Source organism: Bacteroides graminisolvens (assembly GCF_963666085.1).
In the GTDB taxonomy this organism is placed as follows: Bacteria; Bacteroidota; Bacteroidia; order Bacteroidales; family Bacteroidaceae; genus Bacteroides; species Bacteroides graminisolvens.
In genome coordinates, this window is record NZ_OY762556.1 from 2,688,293 (window position 1) to 2,702,705 (window position 14,413).

Sequence of the window (14,413 nt, forward strand, 5' to 3'; positions counted from 1 at the left end):
GTCTATTCAATATTACTTCTCTTTGTGTTCATTAAATTCTTCGGCACTACTTTCAATAGCATTGTTAGCAGTCTCCACTTCTTCCTCTAATAAATCCTCATTTTCAGACGTCACTTTACAAACAGAGCCTATTTGATCATTGCGTTTTTCAAGATTAATTAGTCTTACTCCTTGGGTAGCGCGTCCCATAATACGAACATCAGCTACTTTTAAACGAATAGTAATACCAGATTTATTAATGATCATCAAATCATTATCGTCAGTTACAGACTTTATCGTGACAAGTTTACCCGTTTTTTCTGTAATATTCATGGTTTTAACACCTTTTCCACCGCGATTGGTCTTACGATAGTCCTCTATGTCAGAGCGTTTTCCATAACCTTGTTCAGATACGACCATAATAGATTCTGCTTCGGAATCTTTAATACATATCATTCCAACTACTTCGTCTTCGCCATCTTCATCAAGGGACATTCCACGTACTCCAGTCGCAGTACGTCCCATAACACGAACCGTGTTCTCATTGAAACGAATTGCACGACCATTTTTGTTGGCAATAATAATTTCATTATCACCGTTGGTCATACGTACTTCAATGACACGATCATCTTCACGAATTGTGATTGCATTAACGCCATTTTGACGTGGTCTGGAATATTGTTCTAATAAAGTCTTCTTGATGACGCCATTTTTGGTACAAAAGAGCACATAATGGTTGTTAATATAATCTTGATCTGATAAGTCTTTTACACGAAGATATGCATTAACAGCATCATCTGAATCTATATTTAATAGATTTTGAATTGCTCTTCCTTTCGAATTTTTAGACCCTTCGGGTATTTCATACACCTTTAACCAATAACACTTGCCCTTTTGAGTAAAGAACATCATTGTGTTGTGCATAGTTGCCGGATATATATGTTCTACGAAATCTTCATCACGTGTTTCTGAACCTTTTGAACCTACCCCACCTCTATTTTGAGCACGGAATTCTGTTAATGGAGTTCTCTTAATATAGCCCAAATGTGAAATCGTGATAATCATTTCATCATCCGAATAAAAATCTTCTGGATTAAATTCTTCAGAAGAGTATACTATTTCAGAGCGACGAATGTCTCCATATTTATTTTTGACTTCAATTAGCTCATCTTTAATTACTTGCCGGCAAATTTCATCATTTGAGAGAATTTCTTCAAAATAAGCGATTTGCTTCATTACTTCTGCATATTCAGCATGGAGCTGATCTTGCAACAAGCCTGTTAATTGTCGTAGACGCATTTCAACAATTGCACGAGCTTGTATCTCGCTTAATTCAAATCTAGATATTAAGTTTGCAATTGCATCGTTAGGCGTTTTTGCTGCTCTGATAATACGAATAACTTCATCAATATTATCTGATGCAATTATAAGACCTTCTAAAATGTGAGCTCTTTCTTTTGCTTTCTTGAGATCAAATTGTGTACGGCGGATAACGACATCATGTCTATGCTCAACAAAGTTAGAAATTAAGTCGTACAAATTCAAAGTCTTTGGACGACCATTTACAAGTGCTACATTGTTAACTCCAAAAGAAGTTTGCAATGCTGTCATTTTGTAAAGCTTGTTTAGAACGACACTTGCATTGGCATCTCTTTTAACGTCAATAACAATACGCATACCGTCGCGATCTGACTCATCATTTGCATTTGAAATTCCTTCTATTTTCTTTTCGTTAACAAGATCGGCAATATTTTTAATCAGTTCTGCTTTGTTTACGTTGTATGGAATTTCGGTTATAACTATTTTGTCATGGTTATGCCCTGATTCGATTTCTGCTTTTGCTCGCATTATTACACGACCTCTTCCTGTTAAATAAGATTCTCGTACTCCACTTATTCCATATATAAATCCTCCAGTGGGGAAATCCGGAGCCTTTACATATTCCATCAATTCTTCAACAGTGATTTGCTTATTATTTAAATAAGCAACGCACGCTTCAATAACTTCAGATAGATTATGAGGAGGCATATTAGTGGCCATACCCACAGCAATACCAGAAGCGCCGTTTACCAGAAGATTGGGAATGCGTGTAGGCATTACCTTAGGTTCAACAAGTGTATTATCAAAGTTAGGATCAAAATCTACAGTTTCTTTATAAAGATCTTGCATCATTTCTTCACCTAATTTGTTTAAGCGTGCTTCTGTATAACGCATCGCAGCAGGACTATCACCGTCAACAGAACCAAAGTTACCTTGCCCATCTACTAAAGGATAACGCATCGCCCACTCTTGTGCCATTCGCACCATAGCAAGATATACAGAAGAATCACCATGAGGGTGGTACTTACCGAGTACTTCACCCACTATTCTTGCCGATTTTTTATAAGGTTTGTCTGAAGTATTGCCTAGTTCCATCATTCCATATAGAATTCTGCGATGAACTGGTTTAAATCCATCTCTAACATCAGGAAGAGCTCTCGATACGATAACAGACATAGAATAATCTATGTATGACGATTTCATTTCTTCTTCAATGTTAATCTTTATAATTCTGTCTTGTTCAAGCATTTAAAAAGATTATTAATTATACATTCGTGGCTTATGAAAAACCACGCTAAAGTACTACATTTTCACGATATACAAAAGTATTCAGCTAAAAACTTTATTGTCTGTATTCTCTTGTTGTTAATGAATGTCGTGAGATCATTTATAACATACCATATTAATCTAAAAAAAACAATAATATCAATGCCTTTTTACGTGTTATTGATGAAATTAATCTCTAGTTTTAAGGACTATTTTAATCAAAACTGGCATGACATTTGTTGATAGATAAATAAGGAAAGAGATATAAAAACGGGCTTAAATAGAATTTTTCTATATTTGCCATTAATAACCTTTATAAAATATGAAGATGAATAATCAGTTTTCGCAAAAAGTCTCCGAAGTCATAATATATAGCAAGGAAGAAGCAAATCGCCTCAAAAATGGCTATATAGGACCGGAACATTTACTTCTAGGATTAATTCGGGATGGTGAAAGCAGAGCTATTGAGGTATTAAATACACTCCATATAGATCTTAATGATCTAAAAAAACGCATTGAGTCAATTTTGAAATTTCATCAAGATGACATGTTATTACCTGACGCTGATATTCCGTTATCTAATGACACAGCTCGAATTTTGAAACTTGGAATTTTAGAAGCGCATCTTTATAGAAGCAATGTTGCAGATACGGAACATTTGATATTAGCAATTTTAAAGGATCGTAATAACACAGCTGCTACTATTCTTGGTGAAAATAGCATTGATTACAAAGCCTTTTTGGAACATATGTCATACTTACCTGACGTTAATGCAAGCTCAAGTTTCTCGGAAGACGATGAGGAGGAAGATGATATGGAAGACTCACGAGCGAGTAGTAGTTCAGGAAGTACAGAACACCACCAAACCCAGGCAGTTCGTAAACCTTCAAATGATACACCTGCACTTGATAATTTTGGGGTTGACATGACAAAGGCTGCTCAAGAAGGTAGGTTAGATCCAGTTGTTGGACGTGAAAAAGAAATTGAACGTTTGGCACAAATACTTAGTCGTAGGAAAAAGAATAATCCAGTTTTAATTGGAGAGCCTGGAGTTGGTAAGTCGGCTATAGTTGAGGGACTTGCGCTCAGGATAATCCAAAAAAAAGTATCTCGTATATTATTTGATAAACGAGTAGTAGCTTTAGATATGACATCGATTGTTGCCGGTACAAAATATCGTGGGCAATTTGAAGAACGAATTCGTACTATATTGTTAGAATTACAGAATAATCCTAATGTAATTGTCTTTATTGATGAAATTCATACTATAGTTGGTGCTGGATCAGCTGCAGGCTCTATGGACGCAGCAAATATGCTTAAACCCGCTTTGGCTCGCGGTGAAATACAATGCATTGGTGCTACAACTCTTGATGAATACCGTAAGAATATAGAAAAAGATGGAGCTCTTGAACGTCGTTTCCAGAAAGTGTTGGTAGAACCAACTACGCCTGATGAAACGATTCAGATATTACGTAATATAAAAGAAAAATATGAAGACCATCATAATGTTAATTATACAGAAGCTGCATTGCTGGCGTGTGTTAAGTTAACAGATAGATATATTACTGATAGAAATTTCCCAGACAAAGCAATTGATGTGCTGGATGAATCAGGATCCAGAATTCACTTGACCAATATTACGGTACCTAAAGAAATAGAAGACCAAGAGAAGCTGATTGAAGAAACCAAACAACAGAAAACTGAAGCTGTTAAGTTGCAAAATTATGAATTGGCAGCTAGTTTCAGAGATAAAGAAAAGATGTTTTCAGAACAACTAGAACAGATGAAAAAAGATTGGGAAGCAACCCTTAAAGACAATAGACAAACTGTTGATGAGGAAGATATAGCGAATGTTGTTTCTATGATGTCTGGTGTGCCTGTACAGCGAATGGCGCAGGCTGAAGGAGTAAAATTGGTTAATATGAAGACTGATCTTAAATCCAAAGTTGTTGCTCAAGATGCCGCTATAGATAAATTGGTAAAAGCAATTTTACGCAGTCGCGTTGGGCTTAAAGATCCCAATAAACCTATTGGTGTATTTATGTTCTTAGGTCCTACTGGGGTTGGTAAAACACATTTAGCCAAAGAATTGGCTAAATATATGTTTGGCACTTCAGAAGCATTAATTCGTATTGATATGAGTGAGTTCATGGAAAAATTTACGGTGTCCAGATTGGTTGGAGCTCCTCCAGGGTACGTTGGATATGAAGAAGGTGGACAGTTAACAGAAAAAGTTCGCCGGAAGCCATATTCTATTGTATTACTCGATGAAATAGAAAAAGCTCATGCTGACGTCTTTAATCTCTTGCTGCAAGTCATGGATGAAGGACGGCTAACTGACAGTTATGGCAGAATGGTTGATTTTAAAAATACAGTTATAATTATGACTTCAAATATTGGAACTCGTCAATTGAAAGATTTTGGTAGAGGGGTTGGTTTCGCTACCCAAAGCCGTTTGGATGATAAAGAATTTTCAAGAAGTGTTATTCAGAAGGCTCTAAATAAATTTTTTGCTCCTGAGTTTTTGAATCGAGTTGATGAATTAGTAACGTTTGATCAATTATCTTTGGACGCTATAATCCAAATCGTAGACATAGAGCTTAAAGGTCTGTGTCAAAGGGTTCAAAATATTGGATATTCTCTAGCGATTGATGAAGAAGCCAAGAAGTTTATAGCGACAAAAGGTTATGATATTCAATATGGTGCACGTCCACTTAAACGTGCAATTCAAACTTTATTGGAAGATCCTTTGTCTGAAATGATTATTACTTCTGATTTACAAGAAGGCGACATCATAAAAGTAACCTTTAATTCGGAGATGAATTCTTTAGATATTACGAGACAAGGTAATCAATAAACTAAATAATCAACCGTCAAAATGTCAGGCAATGTTGCCTGGCATTTTTTTTGTGATTGTTTTTAAAACTACTGTTATTATTGATAATTAAAAAATATAAGTTATTATGCAAAAAGGTAATATTGGGGTTACAACGGAGAATATTTTCCCCATCATAAAAAAGTTTTTGTACAGTGACCATGAAATTTTCCTACGAGAAATAGTTTCTAATGCTGTTGATGCTACTCAGAAGCTAAAAACACTTTCTTCAATGGGTGAATATAAAGGAGAATTGGGTGATTTGACGGTGAGAGTATCGTTAAATAACGATACAATAACTATTTCGGACCGTGGAATAGGTTTGACCGCAGAAGAAATAGAAAAATATATCAATCAAATTGCTTTTTCCGGTGCGAGTGATTTTCTTGAAAAGTATAAGAATGATGCTAATGCTATCATTGGTCACTTCGGTCTTGGTTTTTATTCTTCCTTTATGGTTTCAAAAAAAGTGGAAATTGTAACCAAATCGTATAAAGAAGGTGCTCAAGCTATCAAATGGTCGTGTGATGGTAGTCCGGAATATACACTTACAAATGCTGATAAAGAAGATAGAGGAACAGATATAATACTTTACATAGATGATGATTGCAAAGAATTTTTGGATACAACTCGTATATCCTCTCTTTTAAACAAATATTGTAGTTTTCTTCCGGTTCCTGTTTCATTTGGAAAAAAGAAAGAGTGGAAAGACGGAAAACAGATTGAAACATCTGAAGATAACATCATCAATGAAACAAACCCATTATGGACACAAAAGCCTAATGAATTAAAAGACGAAGATTATAAATCTTTCTACAGTAAACTGTATCCTATGTCCGATGAACCATTGTTTTGGATTCATCTGAACGTGGATTACCCGTTTAACCTTACAGGTATTCTTTACTTCCCAAAAGTTAAAAGTAACATTGATTTGAATAAAAATAAGATTCAGTTATATTGCAATCAAGTTTATGTAACTGATTCAGTTGAAGGAGTTGTGCCTGATTTCTTAACGCTTCTACATGGTGTTATTGATTCTCCGGATATTCCTTTAAATGTTTCTAGGTCTTATCTTCAGAGTGATTCTAACGTGAAGAAAATTTCTAGTCATATTTCAAAAAAAGTTTCAGATCGTTTACAATCTATTTTTAAAAATGATCGTAAACAATTTGAAGAAAAATGGAACGATTTGAAGCTCTTTATCAATTACGGTATGCTTACGCAAGAGGACTTTTATGAGAAAGCTCAAAAGTTTGCTCTGCTTGGTGATACAGATGGCAAATACTACACATTTGAAGAATACAAAACATTGATTGCGGAAAATCAAACAGATAAAGAAGGCAATTTGATTTATCTTTATGCCAATCACAAAGATGAACAATATAGTTATATTGAAGCTACTGTAAATAAAGGATATAATGTGCTTTTAATGGATGGTCAGCTTGATGTTGCTTTAGTTAGCACTTTGGAACAAAAATTTGAAAAGGCTCGTTTTACCCGTGTCGATAGTGATATTGTTGACCATTTGATAATTAAAGAGGATAAAGATGCTCATGTGCTCGAGGTGTCAAAGCAGGAAGCTTTGACTACAGCTTTTAAGAGTCAATTGCCTAACATCAATAAAGTAGAATTTAACGTAATGGCACAATCTATGGGAGAAAACGCCTCCCCTGTTGTAATAACTCAGAGCGAATATATGAGACGTATGAAAGAAATGGCAAATATACAAGCAGGCATGAGTTTTTATGGAGAAATGCCTGATATGTTTAATTTGATTCTTAATACTGATCATAAATTAGTAAAATCAGTACTTGAAGATGAGGTAAAGGAATGTGGTGCTTTAATTAATCCAATAGAGAAAGAAATAGAGGGAATTAGTATTCTTCGAAAAGAGATTCAAGATAAACAGAAAAATAAGAAAGATGAAGATATTCCTGTTTCAGAAAAAGATGAATTGAAGAGTCTTGATGATAAATGGGATGATTTGAAAAATAAGAAAGAATCTATATTTTCAGATTACGCAAGTCGAAATAAAATAATTCGCCAGTTAATTGATTTAGCTTTGTTACAGAACAATATGCTTAAAGGAGAATCTTTGAGTAACTTTGTTAAGAGAAGTATTGAATTGATATAAGAATTATTTTTTAAGGATTTGAATAAAAAGTATCTTGGGTATTTAACATTATACCTGAGATACTTTTGTTATATTGCATATAACCTATATAAAGTTATAGCAAAATCGGTCATTAATATTTTTTTTATTTATATTTGAGTTTTAATATTGGATACAACTCTATAATATTTCCTTCATTATGAAAAGATTGATTCTAACCTTTATAAGTATTAGTCTCCTTTTTTCACTTGCGCAAGCGCAAAAAGTAGGCTTGGTACTTAGCGGAGGTGGAGCTAAGGGACTCACTCACATAGGAATTATACGAGCGCTTGAAGAAAATAACATTCCGATTGATTATGTTACAGGAACATCAATGGGTGCCATTATTGGTTCTTTATATGCAATGGGTTATTCCCCTGATGAAATGGAAACACTTATCGGTTCTGAAGAGTTTAAACGCTGGTATTCAGGGCAGGTTGAGGAAGGATATGTTTATTATTTCAAGAAAAACTTACCTACGCCTGAGTTTTTTAATATTAAACTTGCTATTAAAGATTCAATTTATCTAAAGCCGCAGATCTTACCCACTAGCGTTGTAAATCCTATTCAGATGAATCTTGTTTTCATTGACTTATTTGCTAGAGCTACAGCGGCTTGTGAAAATGATTTTGATAAACTGTTTGTTCCCTTCCGTTGTGTTGCATCAGATGTATATAATAAAAAGCAAATTGTAATGCGTGATGGAGATTTAGGTGATGCTGTACGTGCTTCGATGAGTTTTCCGTTTGTATTCCGTCCTATTAAGATAGATGGAGTTTTAGCCTATGATGGAGGTATCTATAATAATTTCCCTACGGACGTAATGCGAGAAGACTTTAAGCCTGATCTAATCATTGGTAGTGTTGTTGCTAAGAACCCTACAATTCCTGATGAAAAAGATATTATGAGCCAAATTGAGAATATGGTAATGCAACGTACGGATTATACATTGCCTGACTCAGCAGGAATATTAATGACATTCAAGTATGAAGATGTTAATCTGCTTGATTTTCAGCGTTTAAAAGAACTTGAGTCTATTGGTTATAATCGTACAATTAGTATTATGGACTCAATTAAAAATAGAATACATAGGCGGGTTAACTATGAAAATGTGCGTTTAAGGCGTCTGGTTTATAAAAGTAATTTGCCCGAACTACGTTTTAAAAATATATATATTGAAGGAGCTAGTCCTCAGCAAGAAAGCTACATAAAGAAGGAATTTCATCAATCAGACGATAACGGTTTTACTTATGAAGAATTAAAAAAGGCTTATTTCAGACTTTTATCTGATAACATAATTTCTGAGATCATACCTCATGCCCGATATAATCCGGATAATGAATCTTATGACCTTTTCTTAAAGGTAAAAATAGACTCAGAATTTGCTCTTCGGGTAGGTGGAAGTATATCTACAACAAGTTCTAACCAAATTTATTTTGGAATTTCTTATCAAGATTTGAATTATTACTCTAAAGAAATCAGTTTTGATACACAAGTAGGTAAGATATATAATAATCTTCAGCTAATGGCGAAAATAGACCTTCCAACAACCCTACCAACTTCGTATCGTTTTATTGCTTCTATGAGCACATTTGATTATTTTAAAAAGGATAAATTATTTTCTCGTGATGATGTGCCTGCATTTAATAGTAAAGAGGAACGATTTGTTAAGTTGAAAATGGCACTTCCTTTCCTTTCCAGTAAGAAAGCTGAATTTAGCGTCGGACTAGCTCGTTTCGAAGATCGCTATTATCAAAGCAGCGTGATAAACTTTGATGATGACAAAAACGATAAAAGTACATATAGTATATTTGGTGGCTCTATCAGTTTTAATGGCAGTACTCTTAATGCTCGTCAGTATCCAACTCAAGGATACCAAGATGCACTTGTTGCTCAAATATATACAGGAACAGAAAGGTTTAACCCTGGCACACAAACTTATTCAAGTAATATTGATAATTACAAAAAAAACCATGCATGGTTGCAACTTTCGTACTTAAGAGAGAAGTATCATCGTTTATCTCCAAAATTCACTCTAGGTTGGTATGTAAACGGATTGATTTCATCTAAGAATTTTTCTCAGAATTATACTGCTAGTGTATTACAAGCAGGTGAATTTACGCCAACTGCACATAGCCGTTTAACATATAATGAAGCGTTTCGTGCCAATCAATATGTGTCGAGCGGAATAATGCCAATTGTTCATCTAAATGACTTGTTTCATCTTCGTGGTGAATTTTATGGATTTATGCCGATTTTCCCAATTAGGCGTAATGAATATAATAAGGCATACTATGGGAGATCGTTCTCTGAATTTGAATATTTAGGTGAAATTTCTTTGGTTTGTCAGTTGCCTTTTGGTGCTATTTCGGCTTACGTAAATCATTATAGCTCACCAAGTAAGGAGTGGAATGTGGGGCTAACTTTAGGTTGGCAGTTGTTTAATTATCGCTTTATTGAGTGATTTTTATTTTTAAAAAAACTCCGGAAAAGCTTGCTGGTTCGGAAAAAGTGCGTATCTTTGCACCCGTTAAACAAATGGCCGCGTAGCTCAACTGAATAGAGTAGCTGACTACGGATCAGCCGGTTACAGGTTTGAATCCTGTCGCGGTCACTTTTTAACCTGAAAGGTCGCGTAGCTCAACTGAATAGAGTAGCTGACTACGGATCAGCCGGTTACAGGTTTGAATCCTGTCGCGATCACAAAAAAAGAGATACTTATTAGGTATCTCTTTTTTTGTATGTATCTAAATGTAATTTTTCCCAAAAATTCCCACGTGTTTATGGGGAATGTTTGGGAAGTGAAGTTAGCATTTTATATTTAGTTCATTTAAAACCTTTCTAATGGCTTCAAAAGTAGTAATGCGGGTAGGCACAAGAGGTAATCTTAGTTTATTTTCAATCATTCCCATTGCACTAAGCATAGATTTTACACCAGCTGGATTACCATCTACAAATAGCAAATCGAATAGTTCAGTGAAGCGGTGATGAATCGCTAAAGCATTAGCAAAATCACCTTGTAGCGCTAATCTTGTCATTCTGCTAAATTCTCTGGGAAATGCATTTCCAATAACTGATATAACTCCAACAGCACCAAGTGTAATCAATGGAAAGGTTATGCCGTCGTCTCCTGATATAACTTCAAAATTCACCGGCTTATTTTTTATGATATCATCCATTTGAGTGATATTTCCAGATGCTTCCTTAATTGCTATTACATTCTTGAAATCACGGGCTATTCTCAATGTGGTTTCTGCTGTCATGTTTACTCCCGTTCTCCCTGGTACATTATAGAGTACTATTGGTAATTCTGTTGATTCGGCAATAACCTTATAGTGCTGATATATTCCTTCTTGAGAAGGTTTATTGTAATATGGAACAACTGATAACACAGCGTCAACTCCCGTGAAATCATCATTTTTTAATTGCTCAGCTACAGCTCGAGTATTGTTACCCCCTACACCCAGTAAAATGGGAATACGTCCATTAACTCTGTCTATAACCAGCTTTTTTATTTTCTTTTTCTCTTCCTCTGTCAATGTCGGTGTTTCGGCTGTTGTTCCAAGCACACATAAAAAATCAGCATTGTTTTGGACTAGATAATCTACCAGTCTCATTAAGGCATTGTAATCAACGCTTTCATCTTCTTTGAAAGGAGTAATCAATGCTACCCCCATTCCTCTCAATTTAGTCTGTATCATGAGTATTAATAATAATCTCTAAGTAATATGAATACAAAAGTACAAATATTTTCTCTTTTACCTCGTTTAATGCTATATAAAATAACTACGAGGCTTAAAAATGTTACGAAATGAGTTTTAGAAATTCCTCTTCGTTAATAATCTTTATTCCTAATTTGTTGGCTTTTTCAAGCTTTGAAGGTCCCATGTTTTCACCGGCTAAAATGAAACTTGTTTTCGCTGAAATGCTACCTACATTTTTGCCTCCATTCTTTTCTATCATGGCTTTATATTCATCTCTCGAATAGTGAGTAAAGACTCCACTTATTACTATCGATAGGCCAGATAACTTATCTGTGTAATCAGCACGTTCTTCTTCTGAGCGTTGCAGAGTAAGCCCTGCATCCTTCAGGCGTTGAATAAGCGTTCTGTTTGTTTCATTACTAAAGAAATTCAGTATACTTTGAGCAATTTTCTCGCCAATTTCATCAATACTAATGAGTTCTTCTTTCGATGCATTTATTAATTCATCTATATTGGTGAAAGATTTAGCTATTTTTTTGGCTACTGTTTCACCCACAAAGCGAATACCTAATGCAAATATAACTCTTTCAAAGGGAACCTTTTTGCTTTGCTCAATCCCATTAATTATGTTTTCAGCAGATTTTTCGCCTTTACCATCTAGGTCTTTAATCTTTTCAATTGTTAATTGATAAAGATCAGCTGTGTTTTGTATGAGTCCCAATGAGTAGAATGAGTCTACGGTTTCGGGTCCCAGCCCATCAATATTCATCGCTTTTCGGCTAATAAAATGTTCAATTTTACCTTTTATTTGGGGAGGACAAGCAGAATCATTGGGACAATAATGAGCAGCTTCCCCTTCGTAGCGAATTAATGTACTGCCACATTCGGGACATTGATTTATAAATTTGACCTTTTCACCAATCATGAAACTACGTAATGCAGTGTCTACTCCGGTAATTTTGGGAATAATTTCTCCTCCTTTCTCAACGTATACCATATCACTGATGTACAAGTCCAGGTTCTCAATGATATCTGCGTTATGCAAAGAAGCTCTTTTCACGACTGTTCCCGATAGCTGTACGGGCTCTAAATTAGCTACAGGTGTTACAGCCCCTGTTCTGCCAACTTGGAAAGTCACGCTATTAAGTCGTGTCAATGCTCTTTCTGCCTGAAACTTATATGCGATAGCCCATCGTGGAGATTTTGCTGTAAAGCCGAGGTTCTTTTGTTGCTTTAAACTGTTTACTTTTAGAACAATTCCGTCGGTAGCAACTGGGAGATTCTTTCTTTCAATATCCCAATAACTTATAAATTCAAAAATTTCTTCAGTAGAATGACATTTTCTCATTAAAGGTGATATTTTGAATCCCCATTTTTTTGCTTCCTGTAGATTCTCGTAATGTCCATCGAACGGCAAATTATCACCCAATAGGTAATATAAATAAGCATCTAGTTTTCTAGATGCCACGATTGATGAATTTTGCAATTTCAGAGTACCCGAGGCTGCATTTCGCGGATTAGCAAAAAGAGGCTCTTCTCGTGCTTCTTTTTCCCGATTTAATTCTTCAAAAGTATCCCATGGCATTAGTATTTCCCCTCTCATTTCAAACACTGGCGGATAGTTGTTGCCATGTAATACCAAAGGAATTGATTTTATCGTTTTCACATTGTCTGTAACATCATCGCCTTTTTCGCCATCACCTCTAGTGACAGCACGCATTAGTTTGCCATCTTCATAAATTAAAGAAATTGAAGTACCGTCATATTTCATTTCACAACAAATTTCAAATTCTTCGTTTAAAGCCTTGCGTACTCGTTGGTAGAATTCATTAACTTCTCCTTCAGAATAAGTGTTGGAGAGTGAAAGCATTGGATGTTTATGGCTGACTTGCGTGAAATTTTTATTAATATCACTTCCCACGCGCACACTTGGTGAATTTTCATCCTGGTATTCCGGATGTTGTTCTTCCAATTCTTGAAGTTGCCGCATTAATGAATCAAATTCTTGATCGGATATACTGGGCGTATTCAATACATAATAATTATAATTGTGCTGATGCAGTAAGGAACGTAGCTGCTCTATTTGTTCTTTAACGGTCATATTCAACATTGTTTTGGGCAAAAATAACTGTTTCTCTTCGAATATTAGTACTTTTGCGCAAAAATAAAAACTATGCGAATTGATATAATAACAGTATTGCCGGAGATGATTGAAGGCTTCTTTAACTGCTCCATCTTGAAACGAGCTCAAAATAAAGAGCTGGCCGAGATTTATATTCATAATTTACGAGATTATACGGAAGATAAATATCGTAGAGTAGATGATTATCCTTTTGGCGGTTTTGCGGGTATGGTTATGAAAATAGAGCCCATAGAGCGATGTATTAACACATTGAAAGCTCAGCGTCATTATGATGAAGTGATATTTACTACTCCTGATGGCGAACAATTCAATCAAAAAATGGCGAATAAGTTATCATTGAGTGGTAACTTAATTATTTTATGCGGGCATTTTAAAGGAATTGATTATCGTATCAGGGAGCATTTAATAACAAAAGAAATTAGTATCGGCGATTATGTATTAACCGGTGGTGAATTAGCCGCTGCAGTCATTGCAGATGCTATTATTCGAATAATACCCGGAGTCATTTCAGATGAGCAGTCTGCTTTATCTGATTCATTTCAAGATAATTTGTTAGCGGCTCCTGTTTATACAAGACCGGCCGATTATAACGGGTGGAAAGTTCCCGATGTTTTGCTTTCAGGGCATGAAGCTAAAATTAAAGAATGGGAACTGCAACAATCTTTGGAACGGACTAGAAGATTGCGCCCTGATTTATTGAATGAATAAAATGTATAGAAAATGAACTTTAAATAGAACTAAAGATGTTTGTTATAAAAATAAACATTTAGTTTTTGGTGCGAATACTATATGTTAAATATATTGATTTAATATTTCGTTTTTAAACAGATAATCATGAAGTTGTTATTTTAAAAAAATGAAGTTGAAATACCCTCTATTGTTATTTATCAAATAAAAAAGCATCGTTTGCAATAAACGATGCTTTTTTATTTGATAAATATATCATTTTGATTTACTTTTATTTGCGAATGCTT

At 34.9% G+C, this 14,413-nt stretch carries 7 protein-coding genes and 2 tRNA genes; 6 read left to right on the plus strand and 3 right to left on the minus strand.

Annotated features, from left to right (window positions below):
• Nucleotides 1-12: 12 nt before the first annotated feature.
• On the minus strand, nt 13-2,547 hold the full coding sequence (gyrA, locus tag ACKPCE_RS11410) for a DNA gyrase subunit A (RefSeq protein ID WP_319505275.1): 2,535 nt from the start codon (nt 2,545-2,547) through the stop codon (nt 13-15).
• Nucleotides 2,548-2,893: 346 nt separating this feature from the next.
• Between gyrA and ACKPCE_RS11415 the strand changes: the two genes are divergently transcribed.
• The 5 genes from ACKPCE_RS11415 to ACKPCE_RS11435 all read left to right on the plus strand — a co-directional run bounded on the left by ACKPCE_RS11415 (nt 2,894) and on the right by ACKPCE_RS11435 (nt 10,295).
• On the plus strand, nt 2,894-5,422 hold the full coding sequence (locus ACKPCE_RS11415) for an ATP-dependent Clp protease ATP-binding subunit (protein WP_319505276.1): 2,529 nt from the start codon (nt 2,894-2,896) through the stop codon (nt 5,420-5,422).
• A 106-nt stretch (nt 5,423-5,528) separates the two neighbouring features.
• Nucleotides 5,529-7,574, plus strand: coding sequence for a molecular chaperone HtpG (gene htpG, locus ACKPCE_RS11420; protein WP_319505277.1), 2,046 nt, complete (start codon nt 5,529-5,531; stop codon nt 7,572-7,574).
• 178 nt (nt 7,575-7,752) lie between these two features.
• Complete coding sequence (locus ACKPCE_RS11425) at nt 7,753-10,056, plus strand: patatin-like phospholipase family protein (RefSeq protein ID WP_319505278.1); 2,304 nt, start codon at nt 7,753-7,755, stop codon at nt 10,054-10,056.
• A 76-nt stretch (nt 10,057-10,132) separates the two neighbouring features.
• A tRNA-Arg gene (locus ACKPCE_RS11430) sits at nt 10,133-10,206 on the plus strand.
• A 15-nt stretch (nt 10,207-10,221) separates the two neighbouring features.
• Nucleotides 10,222-10,295 (plus strand) — tRNA-Arg (locus tag ACKPCE_RS11435).
• A gap of 104 nt (nt 10,296-10,399) precedes the next feature.
• Here ACKPCE_RS11435 and dapA read toward each other — a convergent pair.
• Nucleotides 10,400-11,293 carry a 4-hydroxy-tetrahydrodipicolinate synthase gene (gene dapA / locus ACKPCE_RS11440; protein WP_319505279.1) on the minus strand — a complete coding sequence of 298 codons (894 nt, stop codon included), beginning with the start codon at nt 11,291-11,293 and terminating at the stop codon, nt 10,400-10,402.
• A 103-nt stretch (nt 11,294-11,396) separates the two neighbouring features.
• A complete protein-coding gene (gene ligA, locus ACKPCE_RS11445; RefSeq protein ID WP_319505280.1) occupies nt 11,397-13,397 on the minus strand; it encodes an NAD-dependent DNA ligase LigA in 2,001 nt (666 codons plus the stop codon).
• 72 nt (nt 13,398-13,469) lie between these two features.
• Here ligA and trmD point away from each other — a divergent pair, with 72 nt between their 5' ends.
• Nucleotides 13,470-14,147: a tRNA (guanosine(37)-N1)-methyltransferase TrmD gene (trmD, locus tag ACKPCE_RS11450; protein WP_027318263.1), complete on the plus strand. Its 678-nt coding sequence runs from the start codon at nt 13,470-13,472 to the stop codon at nt 14,145-14,147.
• The last annotated feature ends 266 nt before the right edge of the window (nt 14,148-14,413 follow it).

What these genes read in the sequence shown, in the direction of transcription:
- gyrA (WP_319505275.1), bottom strand. Translation starts at nt 2,547, where the DNA reads ATGCTTGAACAAGACAGAATTATAAAGATTAACATTGAAGAAGAAATG.
- ACKPCE_RS11415 (WP_319505276.1), top strand. Translation starts at nt 2,894, where the DNA reads ATGAATAATCAGTTTTCGCAAAAAGTCTCCGAAGTCATAATATATAGC.
- htpG (WP_319505277.1), top strand. Translation starts at nt 5,529, where the DNA reads ATGCAAAAAGGTAATATTGGGGTTACAACGGAGAATATTTTCCCCATC.
- ACKPCE_RS11425 (WP_319505278.1), top strand. Translation starts at nt 7,753, where the DNA reads ATGAAAAGATTGATTCTAACCTTTATAAGTATTAGTCTCCTTTTTTCA.
- dapA (WP_319505279.1), bottom strand. Translation starts at nt 11,293, where the DNA reads ATGATACAGACTAAATTGAGAGGAATGGGGGTAGCATTGATTACTCCT.
- ligA (WP_319505280.1), bottom strand. Translation starts at nt 13,397, where the DNA reads ATGACCGTTAAAGAACAAATAGAGCAGCTACGTTCCTTACTGCATCAG.
- trmD (WP_027318263.1), top strand. Translation starts at nt 13,470, where the DNA reads ATGCGAATTGATATAATAACAGTATTGCCGGAGATGATTGAAGGCTTC.